Raw genomic sequence first — 18,536 nt, 5'->3', positions numbered from 1 at the left:
TTATGCATAGAGCAAATTTGGGCGAATTTGAAGAGATGGTTTTACTCATGGTGGCCATTCTGGATAAGGAAGCTTACGGCGTATCAGTCAATCAGGCTTTGGAAGAACATACGGGGCGGGTAGTGGCCTTTGGTACGGTACACAATACTCTTATTCGTTTAGAGGAAAAAGGCTTTGTGAGTTCAGAATTGGGTGGGGCTACCAACGAAAGAGGAGGCCGCCGGAAGCGCCTGTTTAAAGTAACGGCTTTGGGTAGCAGAACCTTACAGGAAGTGCACGAGTTGCGCCAGGGACTATGGCAAATGATACCACCACATACCCTTCGCCTGAGTGGACTATGAAAAAGCCTGACTTGACCGAGCAAGACCCAATGAATCAGGAGGTTTCGCCACCCCGCTGGCTAACCCGTTTGCTCCTATGGTTTCATCCGGAAGAAACCCTGGAAGAAGTAACAGGAGATTTAGAAGAACTGTATGTCTATCGAGCTCAACAATCGGGCAAATGGCGGGCTGACCTATTATATTTATTGAATGTGCTATCGGTTTTACCACCCTTTGTCCGCAAACGAAAAAAAGAAAAAAGCTATTATAAACTTTCAATCCTTAATCCTGCTATGTTACGAAACTATTTCAAAATTGCCTTTCGAACCATTACGCACAACAAGGCCTATTCTGCTATCAATATAATGGGCTTGAGCATCGGTCTGGCCGCTGCCATGCTCATTATGTTGTATACAAAAGACGAGATAAGCTATGACCGCTTTCACACGAATAATCCGAATATCCACAGAATTTTTTTTGATTCTTACAATGGCCAGGGTGGACTGGAATACAGACAAGGCATTACAGGGTTTTTGCAGGGACCCAAATTTATGGCAGGTATTCCTGAAATACAGCATTATGTTCGCTACAAAGCAGGATGGCAGAATATAAAGCAGGGACTTGATGTAAAAAAACAAATAGTTTTTGAAGCTGACCCGACCTTTTTCTCTGTATTTTCTTTCCCTTTTATTAATGGAAATCCCGAAACTGCTTTGCTAAACCCACGCGCATTAGTGATTTCAGAAGATGTAGCGCTAAAACAGTTTGGAACAACGAATGCGCTGGGGAAAATCATTTATTTAAAAGATGCTTATGGCGACAATCCCAAATTTGAACCTTATACCGTAACCGGAATTACTAAAAGATGTCCGCAGAACTCTACCATTAAATTTGATTTGTTACTACCGTTGATGGTTGAAAAAGGCATAATAGAAGATAAAAATAATTGGTCTAATATTTCGCTTAACACTTTTGTATTGACACAGCCAAACGCAGATATTAAAACTATTGAGCGTAAAATGAATCAGATATATGTGACTGATGCAAAAGATGTAATTAAAGAAATGGCTCAGACACAGGGCAAGAGTGGCTATGTTAAGTATGGGCTTCAACCATTGACCGACATTCACCTCAATAAAGCTTTACCTCCTGATAATGGATTAGAAGACGGAAGTAATCCGATGTTTTCGTATATACTATCAGGTATAGCTATTTTTATATTGCTGATAGCCTGTATCAACTTTGTTAATCTGACAGTGGCGCGTTCATTGAAACGTGCCAAAGAGATTGGTGTCAGAAAAGCAGTAGGCGGGGGACGAAAGCAATTGATTCTCCAGTTTTTAGGAGAATCTTATCTGTTGTGCCTGATAGCATTCAGCTTTGCTCTACTATTAGTACAAGTGGTATTACCCACTTTTAATCAACTATCAAACAAAGCATTGTCGCTTTCTTATTTGTTTGATAGTACATTAATTGGGGCTTATATGAGCCTGTTTATCATAACTGGATTAATGGCGGGTTTTTACCCTGCTCTTGTGTTATCCAATTATAGCCCTGTTAAGACACTCTATAACCGGTTTAATCTCTCGGGGAAAGGTTATCTTCAAAAGAGCCTGGTTATACTGCAATTTTCAATTGCCTCATTTCTGGTAATTGGCACTATGAGTATTTATTCACAATTCAATTACCTGATAAACAAAGATCTGGGGTATAATGATAAAGAAGTGATTATTGTTGAAAAACCAGGTCTGAACCGGAGCGAAATGAGCGTATGGAAAGAGGCATTATTGCAAAACCCGAATATTCTGGCAGTAGCGCCTAAAAATGGAGGCACTTGGTTTGATGCCGCTAAAATTAATGGCGACACCCAATTGAGCTTTATCTATGAAACGATAGATGCGAGTTATTTTTCTACACTAAAAATTCCGCTTATAAAAGGCAGAAATTTCTCCGCCGATTTTCCGTCTGACTCAACAGAATCTGTTCTGGTTAACGAAACTTTCGTAAAAAAAGCAGGTTGGAAAGAGCCATTGGGGCAAATAATCAATTTTCATAATGATGGAAATAAGAAATATAAAGTAATAGGAGTAGTAAAAAATTATCACTTTGCAGGTTTAAATCAGCAGATAGGTCAACAAGTATTTACAATGAAACCCGACAACAGTTATGGGAAAATATTGTTGAAAATCAGACCTGGTACTGAAACAGCCAGCTTGAATCATGTAGCGAAAACTTTTAAAAAGCTGTTTCCACTAACCCCTTATAGTTATTGGTTCATGGAAGAGGATAATCTGGCTAGATTCGGCTCAGAAGCTAGATGGAAACAAATTATGCTTTTTGGGGCTATTCTTACCATCTTTATTTCCTGTATTGGCTTATTCGGTCTGGTAACCCTTTCAGCCGAGCGTCGTACTAAAGAGATTGGTATCCGCAAGGTATTAGGTGCATCAGTAAGTAGCATTGTTCAATTACTCTCATCTGACTTCCTGAAAATGGTTGCTTTTTCGTTTGTATTCGCCTTTCCAGCAGCTTATTATGCTGTGAGTGAATGGTTGACTAATTATCCATATCGTATAGAAATCAGTGCATGGTTGTTTGTGAGCACAGCTGTATTAGCTATTATGATTGCCCTGTTTACTGTAAGTTTCCAGTCAATCAAAGCAGCCATGATGAATCCGGTTAGGTCATTAAAAAATGAGTGAGCAAGGGGCCAGAGGGCATGGAGCAGAGGGTAAAATTGCCCCATGCCCTCTGCTCCATGCCCCCTGCCAAAATATAAAATTATGAGAAACACCCCTCCCAAATGGGTAACATATTTACTCACCCGCTTTCATCCGGAGGAAACTCTGGAAGAAGTAGAAGGTGACTTGGAAGAACTGTATGCTTATTGGTTTCAGAAGTCCGGGAAATTCTGGTCAGACTTGCGTTATTGTTTGAGCGTGCTGACCGTTTTGCCACCTTTTGTATTGAGAAGAAAAAAAGAAAAAAGCTATTATCAAACTTCAATCCTTCACCCTGCTATGTTACGAAACTATTTCAAAATCGCTTTTCGAACCATTGCTCAAAACAAGGTTTATTCAGGCATCAATGTATTAGGTTTAAGCATCGGTCTGGCCGCTGCTATGCTCATTCTGCTCTATACCAAAGACGAAGTAAGCTACGACCAGTTTCAGGCCAATAATCCAAACATTTATCGAATTACCAGCAACCGTATTACACCCAAAGGCGTATTAGAAGAGCGTGTTGGCAATACTGGTTATCAGCAAGGCCCCAAGTTTGCGGCCGGAGTGCCTGAAATACAAACATTTGTGCGTTATCAGGGGAATACGAAAGACATGAAACAAGGCAATGAAATAAAAAGCCAGCAAGTATACCTCACAGATACTTCATTCTTTTCTGTTTTCACTTTTCCACTCTTAAGCGGCAATCCTAAAACAGCACTCAAAGACCCTAAATCGGTAGTCATTTCAGAAGAGATGGCTGAAAGCCAGTTCGGCACAACGGATGCATTAGGCAAAGTCATTTATTTTAAAAATACGGTTGAGGACAAGCCCAAATTCGAACCCTATACTGTAACCGGAATAGCTGCCAAATGTCCGCAAAACTCTTCCATCAAGTTTGACGTACTTCTACCTATGGTGGTTGATGGAAAAGAATACACGAATAGTAATACCTGGTTTAATGTGTTTCTGAATACCTTCGTGGTGCTTAATCCTAAGGCAAATCCTGCCAGAGTAGAAGCTAAAATGAATAAAGTTTATGTAGCTGATGCCAAAGAAGGAATTGAACATGTAGCCAAAGAGTTTGGAGTTGTCAATAAAGTGGAGTATGCCTTGCAGCCTTTTACAGAAATGCACCTCAGTAAAGAATTACCGGCAGATAATGGCCTGCAAGACAGAAGTAATCCGATTTATGGCTATATTTTATCGGGTATTGCCTTATTTATTCTGGTTATTGCCTGCATCAACTTCGTGAACCTTACGGTAGCCCGTTCGCTCAAAAGAGCCAAAGAAATTGGGGTGCGCAAAGTAGTGGGTAGTAGCAGAATGCAATTAACCTTACAGTTTTTAGGCGAATCATTCCTGCTATGTTTCTTTGCATTTGTGTTTGCGCTCTTATTGGTATGGGCAGTATTACCTACATTTAACCAACTGGCAAATAAAGCATTAACCATTAACCTTTTATTTGATGTTCAATTAATTGTTTCCTATGTATTACTCCTGATTCTGACTGGCTTACTGGCAGGTTTCTATCCGGCACTGGTACTATCAGGGTACAGTCCTGTGCAAACCTTATATAGTCGATTTAATTTGTCAGGGAAAAACTATCTGCAAAAATCTTTAGTGGTTTTGCAATTTGCTATTGCGTCTTTTCTGATTATCGGCACGCTGACTATCTACCAACAATTCGACTACCTGACACATAAAGATTTAGGTTATGACGATAAGCACGTGATTAGTGTAACCAAAAGAGAGTTAAACCTGAAAGAGTTTAAGTTATTGAGTAATGAATTGATGAAAAACCCGAATATTCAGGCAGTCGTACCTAAAAATGGCGGGAATTGGGGAACAGTAGCTAAAGTCAATGGTGAAACCATGATAGACTTCAACTACAATGTTATAGATTCTGGTTATTTGCCGTTTTTTAAAATTCCACTAGTAAAAGGCCGCAATTTTTCAGGCGATTTTCCGAGCGATTCGATGCATGCAGTGGTGGTCAATGAGGCTTTTGTCAAAAAAGCAGGATGGAAAAATCCGATAGGGAAAGATGTAAATTTCTGGTATGAAAATAATGAGAAGTTTCAGGTAATAGGTGTGGTGAAGGATTATCATTATAATGCCCTGAATAAAGAAATAGGGCCACAGTTATTTACCATGAAGCCAAGCCAGGAATACGGTAAAGTCTTCTTAAAAATCAAACCGGGTTCTGAAACAGCCAGTTTAAACCATCTCGAGGCTACTTATAAAAAGTTATTTCCGTTTAATCCGTATGTCTATAAGTTTATAGATGAAGAAAACCGGAAGAATTACGAATCGGAGGCTAAATGGAGACAGATTCTACTATTTGGTGCGATACTTACCATTTTTATCTCCTGCATTGGTTTATTTGGCTTAGCTACCCTTTCAGCCGAGCGCCGTATGAAAGAAGTAGGTATCCGTAAGGTATTAGGTGCCTCAGTCAGTAGCATTGTTCAGTTATTATCCTCCGATTTCCTGAAACTGGTAGCGCTTTCATTTGTCTTTGCTTTTCCGGCGGCCTATTATGCAGTAGGCGAATGGCTAAAAGATTATCCGTATCGCATCGAAATCAGTGCATGGCTATTTATAGGAGCGGCCATCTTAGCCATCACAATTGCCCTGTTTACCGTCAGTTTCCAGTCAATCCGGGCCGCAATGGTCAATCCGGTGAGGTCTTTGAAAAGTGAATAAGCAAGGGGCAAAGGGCATGGGGCATAGGATGGAAATTTGCCCCATGCCCTCTGCTCCATGCCCCATGCCAAAATATAAAATTATGAAAAACACACCTCCCAAATGGGCACATACGCTACTTTCCCGCTTCCACCCCGAAGATACTTTGGAGGAGGTAGAAGGGGATTTGGAGGAAATGTATGTCTATTGGTGTGAAAAACATGGAACGTTCCGGGCAGATGTTCGCTATGTGATTAGTGTGCTTACAGTGCTACCGCCTTTTGTTCGCCGTCGGAAGAAAAAACAATATTATGAAACCTCAAATTTAGCTATTACTATGTTACGAAATTACTTTAAAATCGCCTTTCGAACTTTATTACAGCACCGCCTCAATAGCTCACTGACTATTATGGGACTGGCTTTGGGTTTAGCCTGTGTGCTATTGATTATCCTGCATGTGAAAGATGAGTTGAGTTACGACAAAGGCTTCGCCAATGCCGACCGTATTTATCGGATTAACATGGAAAATATTGGTGAAAATACTCGTCGCTGGACAGCCACAGCCCCCGTAATAGCCGTTGAAATGCAAAAGGAAATTCCGGCTATTCAGACTGTTGCCCGTTTTAATCGTCCTTATCCTGATCGCGTATTTAGTTATAAGGCATCATCTACCAGTGATGTCAGACAGTTTGAAGAAAAACGCGGGTTTTATGCTGACTCAACCGTAACAGAAGTATTTGATCTGCCTTTTATCAAAGGGAATCCAAAAACTGCCTTGAGCCAGACGGATGCCATTATATTGACCGAAGACATGGCTACGAAATACTTTGGTAATGAAGACCCGATAGGAAAATATATTAAGGATGATTTAGATAATCACCTGTTGATGGTGACTGGGGTAATCGAGAATTTCTCATTCCCAACGCACCTGACTTTTGATTACCTGATTTCCATGTCTACCATTTATAAAGAACCTGTGCAGGATAGGCTCAAAAGTAAAACCTGGTCTGGATTCTATAATTTCATCGTATTGAATAAGAATGTATCAGCTTCGAGCGTAGAGACCAAAATCCCACAATTCATGCTGAAATTTTTTGAAGCTAATGGTGAGAAGCGCGATGATATTCTGAAAAGCCGGAAACTGTATCTGCAACCCATAACAGATATTCATTTATACTCACATTTCGAAAAAGAAATGGGACCAAACAGTGATATATTATATGTCTATATTTTCTCAATAGTAGCATTGCTCATCCTTTTGGTGGCATCAGTTAATTTTGTCAATATGGCTACTGCACAGGCTTTCAACCGCATGAAAGAAGTAGGAGTGCGCAAAGTATTAGGGGCAAGAAAATTAGAACTGATTAAGCAATTCTTAGGTGAATCTACCTTAATGACCCTTGTTGCAGCTGCCATAGCTTTGTTGATATCTATACTAGCCTTGCCTTTTTATAATGATCTGACAGCCAAAAACCTTTCTGTCTTGACTTTATTCACACCTGTCAATATCCTCACAATGGTAGCCATTGTAGTTTTTATCAGCTTTGTGGCTGGTATGTATCCTGCATGGTTTATTTCAAGTTTTGAACCAATAAAGTCATTAAAAGGTAAAAAACTGATGGGCTCATCAGTGACAATCGTTCGCAAAGGGCTCATTGTATTTCAGTTTGTGGTTTCAGTGTTTATGATTTTCAGTACCATTGTGGTATATCAGCAAATGAAATTCTTTCAGAACAAGAAACTAGGTTTTGAGCAGGAGCAGGTAGTAGCTTTTAAACTTTATGGAGATATGCACGACAAGGTGAATACCATACGAAATGAATTACTAAAAAATGCATCTATCACACAAGTAGGCTTAACTTCCAGTTTGCCGGGTGATAGAATAGGCATGGATATGCTTAGTCTGGAGTCGAAACCGAAGGAAGACGTACAAATGCGCTTTGTGTTTGGAGACGAAAACTTATTGTCTGTACTGAAAATTGATCTAAAATCGGGAAGAAACTTTCTGAGAAATGCTGACAATTCTCCGCCAACATTTATTATAAATGAAGCAGCAGCAAAAGCCTTTAAAATAAAAAATCCTTTAGGAGAGAAATTAGTTTTCTGGGATAAGCCGGGTGAAATCGTGGGCATCGCCAAAGACTTTAATTTTGCCTCGCTTCACAACGCTGTTGAACCATTGGTCATTGCGAATTTCCCAAGGGAAACCACTTATTTTCTGATGAAAGTAAAAGGCAATCATTTAACTGAAACCATAGAAGCCGCCCGGAATACAGTAGCACGTGTTTCACCTAATAGCGTATTCAGTTATTCATTTCTGGACGAAAAAATAACTCATCTGTATGATTCCGAACAACGTATCGGGAATATTATGAAAGTTTTTGCCATATTCGCCATCTTTATTTCCTGCTTAGGATTATTCGGATTGTCGGCTTATGTAGCGCAATTGCGTACCAAAGAAATCGGTATCCGTAAAACCTTAGGTGCTTCGGTTGCAGGAGTAGTAGTGTTATTATCTAAAGATTTTCTCTGGTTAGTTGTATTCGCTACCATCATTGCTTTTCCGTTGGGTTGGTGGGCCATGAGTCAATGGCTTAAAGAATTTGCCTATGCTATTGATATTCAACTGTGGATGTTTGCCGTAGCAGGATTATCGGCCATAGGCATTGCAGTGCTGACAGTTAGTTTTCAAAGTATCAAAGCCGCTTTACTGAATCCGATAAAGTCTTTGAAGATTGAGTAAGTTGGGAGCATGGAGCAGAGGGCATGGGGCACAGGGTGAAAAAGTTGTCCTATGCCCTTTGCCTCATGCAAACACTATCTTTCAATAGTAGCAATACATCTTAAAAGATAGAGTTTAGTTGTATCTGTTGATTCCTGATTTAGCACCTCATAAGTCATGAATCTCGTGTCATAATTCTTAAATTCTGTTTTATACTTGTAAGGTATTTGTAATTCCTCCGCTGTAGGAATGCTATATTTTATAATAAATTTGGCTTCTTTGTTTTGCGTGATTATATCATGATATAGTGTATGTGGACGTTTTTCTCCAAAATTCTTCAAATGTGTTACTACCGCACCTCTCCACTTGCAATATTCAATGGCAAATTCCTGACTAACAGGCATGGGATATAATCTGAACCTATAATCGGTATAGTTTAAAATATATTGCCCAAATACGAGACTATCAGTTTTTGGTTTTATCCGTTTATAAAGCTCTTGTGAATTTGGGTCTTGCTGGAGGCAATAAAGAAACTCAAGTATATGCAGACATTCTATATAGGATACATCCAAAAATTTCCCATTGACTAGTGGTTTTGTATTGGGTGGATAAGAAAATAACTGGCTTTGTTTTCTATTACATGAAAGTAAAACGATTGAAAGTGAAAATATCAAAAAGCAGTTTTTTAAAGCCATAGCCTAAGCAAAGTTTTGTCTTGATTTAAATCTAAAAGATTCATAATTATAGTATTTGAAGTTCCCTACTATTCATATACTAATCACACAAAGTAGGTAAATCAGGATTAGCCTGAAACTCAAACATCTTTTCTAATTGTGAGTAAGTAGCTCTGTCAGTCGATAGGGATAGATTCGGCAGTTCTTTTTGAGATATCCAGCCTATTCCCGAAGTCTCGTTGGTTTGGGTTAATAATTCACCACCTGTTACTTCGCATAGGATGAATAATTTATAGACATACCACGGCTGATACGGATGAGGATGCATTTTCTTATCGAATACCGCCAATAGTCGTGTAGCTTTTACTTGGAGTCCGGTTTCTTCCCATACTTCTTTTTCGGCTACTTCAAAGGGCGTATAGCCAATGTCTGCCCATCCGCCCGGCACTGTCCAGCGGTTATTGTCTATTTTCTCCTGTACCATCAGTAATTCGTCAGTTCCACGAAAAACGATGGCGCGTATATCCACTTTGGGTGTACGATACCCTGTTTCGTCAGGGGTGAGTTGAATGATATGTTCAATATCAACATTACTCAATTGCGCCAGAATCTGCTGACCAATGTCATTGATTTCCTGATAACGCTCGCGGTCATATTCAATTTCCGAATAAGCCAATCCGGTTTGCGCTAATGCTTGCAGACGCTGAGCAACAAGCAACCAGTTGAGTGGGTTCATGTTTAATTTGGTAGAATTTAAGGTGATAAACAGATAATTTACTTAGTAATTGGGTATAAACTTCTGTATTTCATTTATTTTACTATCTAACTTTTTGTCAATATTAAGCAAAGTGTCCTTATTTGGCTTAGATTTATTCTGATACTTTTCTATATAGACTAATGTTTTTGTAATTTTTAAGATAGATCTCAATTCTTCAATTTTCTTTGTTTTCAAATCATGCTCATTAATAACATCCCTTAAGTCTTGTGTTTTATTGTGATAGCTCTCCAGACTTTTCTGAATCATGGCTGCATATTTCTGTTTTAAAACTGAGTCGCTAAAACTATTTAAAAGAGCATTTGCATTGTCATAATAAACTGTATTCTTTTCGTCATACGATTTGAAAGGTTTTTCAAGTCTGTCTTTTTCATAGATCAATAAATCTATTGTCCCATCTAATTTAGCTAAAGTAGTATCCTTTTTGAGTAATTCTTCATATATTTTATTAAGTACATCGGGGGTACTTCCATATCTTGCTTCAGTATCTGAAGATTCAATGGCTTTTTCAATGATGTCAACTTCTTGAGATTTTGATTCGCTTTCGCAACTGAAAAGAAAAACGCACAGCCCGGCTAGGCATACATAAGAAATAACTTTTTTCATCTGGCAAAACATTTAAATATTTATAATAATTAATCACGCATTAATAATCACCACACGGCGACCGCTCAATCACACAATCACGCATTCGCTAAATCACTAAATAGTTATTCAACCGGCAACCATATATGAAAAGTCGCCCCCTCACCATCTACTGATTCAGCAGAGATAAAGCCCTTATGTTGCTCAACTATTTTCTTCACAATACTAAGCCCGATGCCCGTTCCTGAATATTCAGACTTACCATGCAGGCGTTGGAAAAGATTAAAGATTTTATCCTTAAACTCATCGGGGAAACCAATACCATTATCTTTGAATATCAAATGGACAAACGATTGATCCAGATTAGCTAATAGATTTACCTGCTTACCCTTTTCTATTTTTGACGAGATGGTAATCTTCGGCTTTTCGGTTGAAAACTTAAGCGAATTGCTGATAAGATTAGAGAAAAGCTGATTAATCTGCAAAGTATTGGCTTTGATAACCGGTAATTTACCAGTCTTAATCGTAGCATTCTTTTCTTTAATCAATAATTCAAAATCAGTTTGTACTTCTAATAGTATTTTGTTCAGATCAGTTTCTACAAAGTCTTCGCCTGTTTTAGATAGTCGGCTATAAGTCAATACCGACTGAATCAAATCGCTCATGCGCTGGGCAGAGGAGTTGATTTTTTCGAAATATTTCCGGGAGCTTTCACTATCAAAACCACTTTTTTCAATCAGGTGAATAAAGGTTCTGATTTTTCGTAGAGGTTCCTGTAAATCATGACTGGCAATATAATTGAATGATTCAAGCTCTCTGTTCGAGTTTTCAAGTGCCTTATTCTTTTCTTCGAGCATGATTTCAGAATGTACAATATCTGTTACATTTCTCGACATAATGATTACGCCTTCAATCTGGTTCTGAATCGTCAGCGGAATAAAGTACGTATCCAGGAAAAAATCCTCGTGGGCAATAGAGCGCCTTTTATCAAAATGAACCGTTTCTCCTTGTAAGGCTTTCAGAATGGCTTCATGCTCAATGGTATCTTTGGCTTTAGGATTATAATCAAATAAATATTGGCCGTGAATTTCCTCTTTGGGTCTATTTATTCCTTCTTCGAACCGTTTATTGATTGTCATGATTTTCAGATTTTTGTCTATAACCATGATGAACTCTACCGAAGAATCGATTAATTGCTGTAAGAACGATTCAGAGTTTTCAAGAGCTGTGTTTTTCTCCAGAAGCTCAGCAGTTCTCTCCTGAACAATAGTTTCCAGCTTATTGGTAAAGAGTTTCTGCTCATGAATATCCATGAAAGTGCCAATCCAGTTGAGAATCTCTCCCTGTTCATTACGGATAGGCTCGCCTTGCCCATAATGCCAGCGATATTCACCATTCTTGTTTTTGAGCCTTAATTCAATTTTATAAGTATCGCCCGTAGTTAAACTATGATTCCATGCTCTGGACATCCTGTCAAAGTCATCTGGATGCAAAGTTTTTACCCAGTTTTCTGCCGATGATTCATAACCTGTATATTCAACCCAACGAGCAGAAGCGTACTGCTGGTTACCTTGTGGGTCGGTCATCCAGACTAATTGTGGTAAGGTTTCAGCCAACGTTCTGAACTGCTCTTCACTGGCTTCAATTTTCTTGCGGGCTTCAACCTGTGCTGTAGATTCAATCACGTGCAACATCAACTCGTTGATCATCCCATTTTCGTTTTTTATCGGATAAATGATAAAATCCCAGAAACCCGAACGGATATTGCCTTCATACAGAAAAGAAGCGAAAAACTCGTTGGCAGCAAAAGGCTCACCACTGTTATAGACATAAGAGAATATCTCATAAATGCCTTGCCCCTCAAGTTCCGGGAATAATTGCTTCAGACCATAACCTAAAAGCTCATCAGGAGAACGGCCAATTAATTGCTGAAATTTGGTATTAGCTAGACTAAAGGCGTGTTCTGGGCCTTCAAGAATGGCAATAGCCGCAGGTGCCTGCATTAAGAATCCTCTCAGTCTTTGTTCCACTTCCTGACGGGCATGGGCAATTTTTATCTGCGATTTTACCCTAGATAATAGCTCATTGGCCGAAAAGGGCTTGGTCATATAATCATCGGCCCCTGTTTCATAGCCTTCTATTCTTGATTCTTCTCCGGCACGGGCAGTAATTAATATGACCGGAATATGCGCTATCTCGCGATTCTCTTTTACTGCTTTCAACAACTCAATCCCATCCATCACAGGCATCATAATATCACTCAGAATCAAGGATGGTTGATGTTGTTTAATAATTTGTAACGCCTCTACACCATTGCCTGCGGTAAGTGTATTGTATTTAGTGCCGATAATAGACTCAATATGCTGGCGCATATCGGTGTTATCATCTACAATCAGAACCGTTGCCAGACTGGCATCAAAAGCTTTTGGTTCTGTTGTGGCCTTTTCCAATTCATCTTTTAAAAAAGAGGTAGCCTCGTCTACATAAACATTAGAAATAGTATCTATATAATCAGTGGTTTCCTGTATCTGTGTAGCAGGTAAATGAGATTTGCCTATCGGAATGCTTACAGTAAATTTAGTCCCTACGTCTTCTTTACTCTCTACACTTATTTCTCCATTGTGCAACTGCACCAACTCTTTTACCAGTGATAAACCAATACCCGTTCCTTCGTGCGTTCTACCTGCTGTATTCTGCACCCGATGGAAGCGGTCGAACATATGTGGCAATTCTTTAGCCGGAATCCCGACACCTGTGTCTTCTACACTCAACAAAATGTTTGGCCCATGTGTGCTCAGGCTAATTGTTACACGACCTTTTAACGTATATTTAAAAGCGTTAGATAATAGATTGAATACAATCTTCTCCCACATCTGTTTATCCAGATAAACAGGCTCTTTTATAGTACCTTCTTCAACAATCAGCTCCAGCCCGGCTTTTTCCATCACCGAGCGGAAATTAGAAGCAAGGTTTTTAGTATAAGCTGATATATCGGTAGGCACAAAATGCGCCTGGTGCCTACCACTTTCAATCCGGCTGAAATCGAGTAAAGTGTTTACCAGTTTCAGCAGGCGCAAGGCATTGCGGTGGGTTACTTCTACGTGTTGCCTTTCGTAAGCACTTAGGTGAATATCAGGCTTGTTGAGTAATTCTTCCAGAGGCCCTAGCATCAGCGTAATGGGCGTACGGAATTCATGACTGATATTTGAGAAAAACAGGGTTTTGGCTTTATCTAATTCCTCCAGTACCTCTGCCCGTTTCCGTTCTTCTTCATAGGCAATAGCATTATTGACACCTAAAGAAATCTGGTCGGCAGTGAGTTGAATAAAGTTTTTGTAGACTTCATCAAATTGTCGGTAAGGATTCAAACCGATACTCAGAATAGCCAGCGGGAATTTCTTATTTGCCCCCCTGATAGGCACATGAATGAAATGATGCGGGTCAATATCCCAGGCACCTTTAGGTAAATTCCCCCAACGGCCATTATTTTCGGATTCTACCAGCCTGTTTTCGGTAACAGCCTTGCAGAAATTTTCAGTATTAGCAGTCGGTTTAGTTATGTCAACAATACCAGGCAAAGTAGCGTGCTTTTCTTCAAATCCTGCCGTCGCTACTAGCTCTCCGGTATCTCCCTCGTCGTTTATTTTGTATATGAGCGCAAAGGGGAAATCCCATTGATTGAACTCAACGGCTTTGGCTGCCTGTTTGTATACTTCCCTTTCGGTTTTTTTCTGAACAAGGCTATCTAATTGCTGTAAAGTTTTGAGCGAACGCTCGTTGATGATTTTTTCGGTATCAGTAGTATTGTAACAGATAATACCTGCGGGTTTATCATCATCACCCAATACAGGAGTATATGAAAAAGTATAATAGGTTTCTTCGGGATAGCCACTTCGGTGCATAATCAACAACTGTGACTCCACATATGTACCCTCGTCTTTCTGCATGGCCTTTGAAAGCAAGGGACTAATGTCTTTCCAGATGTCTTTCCAGACAACCGATGCTGGTTGACCCAACGAGTTTGGGTGTTTACCCCGCACAATATCAATATAAGTATCGTTATAAAGCTTAATCAGGTCTTTACCCCAGCCTATCCAGATAGGTTGTTGCGAACTGAGCATGATACGCACACAGGTTTTTAGCTCCTGTGGCCAATGCTCAGGACTCCCCAATGAGGTTTTACTCCAGTCGAAGTTGCGGATACGTTCTCCCATTTCTCCGCCCCCGGCAAGGAACTCATGGATTTTCTTTTCAGACATAAGCTTTTCTTTTACAATTTGAGCTTGGCAATAATACTTCGAAACTCTTCTTTTGCGTCGTCAGTATCAATATGTTTCTTAATAAAACCCGTAGCTCCCAGTCTTATACTTTCTTCCACAACCACATTTTCTTTAGAAGTAGAATACATATAAACGGGCGTTTCAGAAAGACGCTCAATTTTTTTGAGTTCTTTCAGAATCTCCAGTCCGTTCAGACGAGGCATATTAATATCAATAAAAATGATATCGGGATTAAATGAAACATCTTGCAATTTCTCTAAGGCATATAGACCATCGTCTGCAAATACACATTCGGCTAGCGGATAAGCATCCGAAAAAATAAATGTGAAAATTTCCTGGTCGTCTATATCGTCGTCAATCAGAAAGACAATAATTCTCTGCATTATCGGATTTAGCTGAAAATACTAAGATGGTTAAGCAGGGTAAGTTTTTAGGTTCAGGTGAATGGTAGGGTAGTAATTATACCCACAATCAAAATTATATATTTTTTGTTTCCTTTCAAAAAAAGGGTATGAAATTATTCGCAGAAGGGAGCAGAGGGAAGAGTGCGTGAAACATTAGGTAGTTGCATGGAGCGAAGGGAAGAGATGGAGAGCGCGCTTGCCTAAAATAAATTAAGTTTTTGTCAATCTATTTTAAGCAAGTAAATCCTTTTACTCTTTATCCTATAAATCAAACCTTTGGCAATTCCCAGGGCGTACGATAATGGGCTTTCAGCAACTTATTGCTTTCAGTATCATTGCTGAACTGGCGTTTGTCAGCATCCCATTCCAGTTTTTTACCTGTTCGATAAGCAATGTTTCCTAATTGGGCTACTATTGCTGTGTTTCTACCCATTTCAATAGTACAATTAGGATCTTTGCGGTCTCTGATGCATTCAAGCCAGTTTTTGGTATGTGCGTCCAGACCTGAATCCCAGCTTCTACGTGGAGGCATAGGGTTCATTAGATATTTGCCATTGTCTTCCAATGGAAGAATCTTCCAATGAGCACGATTGATAGCCAGAATACCTTTCTCTCCGATAAAAGCCACTCCAGGTTCGCTCACATCATCCAGATAAGGCGAGGTACCCATACCCATAAACTGCTCCCAAACCAGACTGAAATGACCAAAATCATAAACGGTAGTCAAAGTATCAGGTGTTTCGGCTGCATCATTCGGGAAAGCAAGTTTCCCACCAATGGCCATTACCGATTTAGGGTCTTTAGCATCCATACCTGCCAACACCATATCCAGCATATGCACACCCCAGTCAGTCATTAATCCACCGGCATAATCCCAGAAATATCGGAATGTACCATGAAATCTGTTTTTATTAAATGGTCTTTTTGGAGCGGGCCCTAACCAACGGTCATAGTCCACACCTTTGGGTGCTTCCGAATCGGGCACTACATTAAAATCTCTGCCATAGTTTACATCTGCCCAGGCTTTCACCTGTCTTACTTTGCCGATTGAGCCTGATTTTAGTTCTTTCAGGGCTTCAATCCAATGGCGGTCGCTGCGTTGCCATTGGCCTACCTGTAGCACTCTATTATGTTTTCTTACCATCTTCACCATCAAATCAGCCTCTTCCGGATTCAGTGAAATAGGTTTTTCTACATATACATCTTTTCCGGCAGCAAGGGCATCACAGGCATGAATACAATGCCAATGGTCAGGCGAGCCTATCATTACGGCTTGCAGGTCTTTTACTTTGAGTAACTCCCGATGGTCGTTAAAGGTCTGTGGCTTATTGCCAAATTTTTTCTCTATTTCGGCTGCTCGGGTGGCCAGTAAATCAGCGTCTACATCACATAAGGCAATACATTTCGTATCAGCATTTTTAAGAAAAGAATGCAAATCTGCCCAGCCCATGCCTCGTACACCAATCAGTGCGACATTTACAACATTAGCGGCAGTATTAGAGTTGGTAGCAGCTTGCGTTTCAATGAGTGGAGTAGAAGCGATGGCGGCAGCGCCAAGGGTAGTTTTACTTAGATTTTTTAAAAATTTTCTGCGGTCGTTAATCATAGGTAGGTATTGTTTATTTATTCAAAAATAGAAAATTAAAATGAGATTATGATAATATTTCAAGATAGATGAGTTGAGAATATAGCAATTAGAAAAGATCTGATGCCTCAATTTAACTGAGAGGCTTAGTATATGCTCTTTATTATTTCACCGATACATTCCTTCAAATCACCGATTTCCGTCCTTCGAAAACAACTTCAGCCTATATGTCAGCGTCATTATAGGTACAATCAAACCGATAATGATTATGCGTACCAGCCCAAAGCTATTTCTTTATATCTCTTTATTTGTATTAGTTTTGTTGCAAAGCTGTAAGTCAGAAGAGAGCACAGGTAATGTAACACCTACAACTGCCTCTGTCAATGCGTTAGCCTGTGCATCTGCAACATTTTCAGCTACCTCTACTAAGGGTACTACTTATTCAGGAACGGCTATAGTCCCTTACACGGGCGGTAATGGTGCAGCTTATTCGTCAGGAATCGCCATTTCTTCAACCGGAGTTACAGGTCTCACAGCCACTTTACAGGCAGGTACCTTATCGAGTGATGCGGGTTCGGCGACATTTACTATTGCAGGTACTCCTGATACAGAAGGTTCAGCTTCTTTTGCTATTAGTTTGGGTGGCCAGTCTTGTACGTTGGTATTGACCGTAGCCGCATCAACCAGTAGTGGTACTAATACAGATTCTTATGCGGCTATTCCTTCTTGTACTACTCCCGGAACGGTGGCTGCTTCAACTAGTGCGAGTATTGTTGCGCTACAAACTGCCATGATTAATTTCAGAAACTCATTAACTACTGCTCAGATAAGTGCCTTAGCGAAATGTCTGGATAATACCTCAATCCTTGGCTTTACGTATTGGCATAATACCCCTGCCAAAGGGTCCGCGCGTGGCGCACTTCGTTATGGAGATTTGAGCAGCACACAATTAATCCTATTCAAAACATTGCTACAAGCCTTTTTGAGTGAGGCAGGCTATAAGAAAGTAAATGAAATTACGACACTGGCAGAAGCCTATCTGAACAACCTCAATGCAGGTATGTGGGACCCTAACTATTACTGGTTGGATTTATATGGTAACCCGGCCTCAAGTGGTTCATGGGGTTTTCAATTAGACGGGCACCACTGTGCTATCAACTTTCTGGTGCATGGTGATAATGTGAGTATTGTTCCGGCATTTATAGCATGTGAACCTTGCGCTGGCACTTATAATGGTACTGCCTTTGATATAGTCAAAGATGAAAGAGAACTAGGCCTTACTATGTATAATGCCATGACTTCGACTGAAAAAAGTTTGGCGGTAACAGCGGCTTCACCAAGTGCTATGAGTGCAGGCCCGGCAGCTCAGGCCGGACAAACCGACCCTTACAAAGGTACTTATAGCTATACTGCATTTGCAAATGGTTTGAGATACTCAGATATGAGCACTGCTACTAAAGCGAATGTAGTGGCAATTATGAAAGAGTATGTCTACAATATGAAAACCGAGTTTGCGGATAAATGGTGGGCATTGATTGAGAAAAACATAGATAATACCTATTTTGCCTGGAAAGACCAGGTTGATACACCAAGTGCTACTACCCAGTTTTATTATCGCGTCTATAATCCTTATCTCTGGATTGAATATGCTATGGAAAATCCGGTAGGCTCAGGTATCGCCTCTTATAACCATACACATACCATTACAAGGATTCCTTATAATACCAGGTTAAACGCATTTAAATATTGTTAATGATACCATAGAGATATTGGTCATTCCAAC

11 protein-coding genes are annotated in these 18,536 nt (G+C 39.9%); 5 read left to right on the top strand and 6 right to left on the bottom strand.

Going from position 1 to position 18,536, the window contains the following annotated elements; genetic code table 11:
• The first annotated feature begins 2 nt into the window (after positions 1 to 2).
• The 4 genes from ACYVFA_RS00055 (at position 3) to ACYVFA_RS00040 (ending at position 8,471) form a co-directional block, all read left to right on the top strand.
• A complete protein-coding gene (locus ACYVFA_RS00055; RefSeq protein WP_460469732.1) occupies positions 3 to 341 on the top strand; it encodes a PadR family transcriptional regulator in 339 nt (112 codons plus the stop codon).
• Positions 338 to 3,022, top strand: coding sequence for an ABC transporter permease (locus ACYVFA_RS00050; protein WP_460469731.1), 2,685 nt, complete (start codon positions 338 to 340; stop codon positions 3,020 to 3,022). Before ACYVFA_RS00055 ends, ACYVFA_RS00050 begins: the two co-directional genes overlap by 4 nt.
• Positions 3,023 to 3,103: 81 nt before the next feature.
• Positions 3,104 to 5,749, top strand: a complete 2,646-nt coding sequence (locus ACYVFA_RS00045; RefSeq protein WP_460469730.1) for an ABC transporter permease — start codon at positions 3,104 to 3,106, stop codon at positions 5,747 to 5,749.
• Positions 5,750 to 5,831: 82 nt separating this feature from the next.
• Complete coding sequence (locus ACYVFA_RS00040; RefSeq protein WP_460469729.1) at positions 5,832 to 8,471, top strand: FtsX-like permease family protein; 2,640 nt, start codon at positions 5,832 to 5,834, stop codon at positions 8,469 to 8,471.
• Positions 8,472 to 8,545: 74 nt separating this feature from the next.
• Here ACYVFA_RS00040 and ACYVFA_RS00035 read toward each other — a convergent pair whose 3' ends face one another.
• From ACYVFA_RS00035 to ACYVFA_RS00010, 6 genes are all read right to left on the bottom strand, one after another.
• A complete protein-coding gene (locus ACYVFA_RS00035) occupies positions 8,546 to 9,145 on the bottom strand; it encodes a hypothetical protein (RefSeq protein ID WP_460469728.1) in 600 nt (199 codons plus the stop codon).
• A gap of 79 nt (positions 9,146 to 9,224) precedes the next feature.
• Complete coding sequence (locus tag ACYVFA_RS00030; RefSeq protein WP_460469727.1) at positions 9,225 to 9,860, bottom strand: NUDIX hydrolase; 636 nt, start codon at positions 9,858 to 9,860, stop codon at positions 9,225 to 9,227.
• Positions 9,861 to 9,902: 42 nt separating this feature from the next.
• Complete coding sequence (locus tag ACYVFA_RS00025; RefSeq protein ID WP_460469726.1) at positions 9,903 to 10,505, bottom strand: hypothetical protein; 603 nt, start codon at positions 10,503 to 10,505, stop codon at positions 9,903 to 9,905.
• 104 nt (positions 10,506 to 10,609) lie between these two features.
• A complete protein-coding gene (locus tag ACYVFA_RS00020; protein WP_460469725.1) occupies positions 10,610 to 14,743 on the bottom strand; it encodes an ATP-binding protein in 4,134 nt (1,377 codons plus the stop codon).
• 11 nt (positions 14,744 to 14,754) lie between these two features.
• Positions 14,755 to 15,147, bottom strand: a complete 393-nt coding sequence (locus ACYVFA_RS00015; protein ID WP_460469724.1) for a response regulator — start codon at positions 15,145 to 15,147, stop codon at positions 14,755 to 14,757.
• 289 nt (positions 15,148 to 15,436) lie between these two features.
• Complete coding sequence (locus ACYVFA_RS00010) at positions 15,437 to 16,774, bottom strand: Gfo/Idh/MocA family protein (protein WP_460469723.1); 1,338 nt, start codon at positions 16,772 to 16,774, stop codon at positions 15,437 to 15,439.
• Between the two features lie 247 nt (positions 16,775 to 17,021).
• Here ACYVFA_RS00010 and ACYVFA_RS00005 point away from each other — a divergent pair, with 247 nt between their 5' ends.
• Positions 17,022 to 18,506: a DUF3500 domain-containing protein gene (locus tag ACYVFA_RS00005; protein WP_460469722.1), complete on the top strand. Its 1,485-nt coding sequence runs from the start codon at positions 17,022 to 17,024 to the stop codon at positions 18,504 to 18,506.
• The last annotated feature ends 30 nt before the right edge of the window (positions 18,507 to 18,536 follow it).

The sequence above is a fragment of the Emticicia fontis genome (assembly GCF_054779675.1).
This window is presented reverse-complemented; position numbering and strand designations above follow the sequence as displayed.

Excerpts from the sequence above, each read along its gene's own strand:
- ACYVFA_RS00025 (WP_460469726.1), bottom strand. The coding sequence starts at position 10,505 with ATGAAAAAAGTTATTTCTTATGTATGCCTAGCCGGGCTGTGCGTTTTT.
- ACYVFA_RS00050 (WP_460469731.1), top strand. The coding sequence starts at position 338 with ATGAAAAAGCCTGACTTGACCGAGCAAGACCCAATGAATCAGGAGGTT.
- ACYVFA_RS00030 (WP_460469727.1), bottom strand. The coding sequence starts at position 9,860 with ATGAACCCACTCAACTGGTTGCTTGTTGCTCAGCGTCTGCAAGCATTA.
- ACYVFA_RS00055 (WP_460469732.1), top strand. The coding sequence starts at position 3 with ATGCATAGAGCAAATTTGGGCGAATTTGAAGAGATGGTTTTACTCATG.
- ACYVFA_RS00045 (WP_460469730.1), top strand. The coding sequence starts at position 3,104 with ATGAGAAACACCCCTCCCAAATGGGTAACATATTTACTCACCCGCTTT.
- ACYVFA_RS00035 (WP_460469728.1), bottom strand. The coding sequence starts at position 9,145 with ATGGCTTTAAAAAACTGCTTTTTGATATTTTCACTTTCAATCGTTTTA.
- ACYVFA_RS00040 (WP_460469729.1), top strand. The coding sequence starts at position 5,832 with ATGAAAAACACACCTCCCAAATGGGCACATACGCTACTTTCCCGCTTC.
- ACYVFA_RS00015 (WP_460469724.1), bottom strand. The coding sequence starts at position 15,147 with ATGCAGAGAATTATTGTCTTTCTGATTGACGACGATATAGACGACCAG.
- ACYVFA_RS00020 (WP_460469725.1), bottom strand. The coding sequence starts at position 14,743 with ATGTCTGAAAAGAAAATCCATGAGTTCCTTGCCGGGGGCGGAGAAATG.
- ACYVFA_RS00010 (WP_460469723.1), bottom strand. The coding sequence starts at position 16,774 with ATGATTAACGACCGCAGAAAATTTTTAAAAAATCTAAGTAAAACTACC.
- ACYVFA_RS00005 (WP_460469722.1), top strand. The coding sequence starts at position 17,022 with ATGCGTACCAGCCCAAAGCTATTTCTTTATATCTCTTTATTTGTATTA.